Genomic DNA, 1608 nt, shown 5'->3' on the forward strand with positions numbered 1-1608 from the left:
CAGCGGCGCCGGCGCGGGGCCCAGCACCTCCACTCCCGCGACGCGCGGCGCGGCCAGGCCCAGGTCGCGCGCCGCGCGGTCGGCCTCGCGCTCGTCCTCGGAACTCACGATCAGCGCGGCCAGGCGGCCGAAGGGCGGCCAGTGGCCGGGGCGACGCCCCGCCGCCTCCTCCGCCATGAACTGCGCGACATCGCCCGAGACCAGGGCGCGCATCACCGGATGGTCCGGGCTGAAGGTCTGCAGCAGCACCACGCCCGGTGCCTCCGCGCGGCCGGCGCGGCCGCTCACCTGGTGCAGCAGCTGCAGCGTGCGTTCGGCCGCGCGCAGGTCGCCGCCGGCCAGGCCGAGATCGGCATCCACCACGCCGACCAGCGTCAGGTGCGGGAAGTGCCAGCCCTTGGCCACGATCTGTGTGCCGATGATCAGGTCCACCTGCCGTGCCGCGATCGCCTCCGCCGCCGCGGTGGCCGCCGCCGGGCCGGGGATGGTGTCGGACGCCATGACGATGCGCCGGGCGTCGGGGAACAGCGCCTGCACCTCCTCGAGCACGCGCTCCACACCGGGGCCCACCGGCGTGAGCGATCCCTGCGCGCTGCATTCCGGGCATTGCGCGGGGATCGGCTCCGCATGGCCGCAATGGTGGCATTGCAGCCGGCGCTGGGCGCGGTGCTCCACCAGCCAGGCCGTGCAGTTCGGGCAGCGCAGCCGGTGGCCGCAGGCACGGCACAGCGTCAGCGGCGCGTAGCCGCGGCGGTTGAGGAACAGCATCGCCTGCTCGCCGCGCGCCAGCGTGTCCTTGACCGCCTCGATCAGCGGCGGCGAGAGGAAGCGCCCGCGCTCCGGCGGGTGCCTGCGCAGGTCGATCGCCTCCACCCGCGGCAGCCCCGCGCTGCCGTGCCGTTCCGCCAGGTGCAGGTGGTCGTAGCGCCCGGTCTCCGCATTGGTCAGCGTCTCGAGCGAGGGCGTGGCGGAGACCAGCACGCAGGCCGCCTGCGCCATCCGCGCGCGCACCACCGCCATGTCGCGCGCGTGGTAGATCACGCCGTCCTCCTGCTTGAAGGCGGTCTCGTGCTCCTCGTCCACCACGATCAGGCCGAGATCGGGGAAGGGCAGGAACAGCGCGCTGCGCGCCCCCACCACCACCGGCGCCTCGCCTTCCGCCACCGCGCGCCAGGTGTCGCGCCGGGTGCGGGAGGAGAGCTCGGAATGCCACAGCGCCGGGTCCACGCCGAAGCGTCGGCGGAACCGTTCCAGCCACTGCGCCGAGAGCGCGATCTCCGGCAGCAGCACCAGCGCCTGCCGGCCCTGGCGCAGGCATTCCGCCACGGCGTCGAGATAGACCTCGGTCTTGCCGGAGCCCGTCACGCCGGTCAGCAACGTCACGCCGAAGGCCCGCGCCGCCACCTTGCCGCGCAGCGCCTCGGCCGCGGCGGCCTGGTCGGGCGCCAGGGCGGGCCCGGGATGATCCGGGTCCGGGCGCGGGAAGGCGGCGCCCTTCGGGAGCAGCGCCGGCACCAGCAGCCCGGCATCCGCCAGCCCGCGCACCACGCCCGCGGAGACGCCCGCGGCCTCCGCCAGGTCGCTGCCGGACCGGACCTCGCCGGGACC

1 protein-coding gene is annotated in these 1608 nt (G+C 75.8%); it reads right to left on the reverse strand.

What is annotated here, in order from left to right; genetic code table 11:
- Nucleotides 1-1608: replication restart helicase PriA (gene priA / locus OZN99_RS31190; protein WP_270939081.1), on the reverse strand; the 1608-nt coding region annotated here is incomplete at both ends.

Source organism: Falsiroseomonas oryzae (assembly GCF_027856955.1).
Lineage (GTDB): Bacteria > Pseudomonadota > Alphaproteobacteria > Acetobacterales > Acetobacteraceae > Falsiroseomonas > Falsiroseomonas oryzae.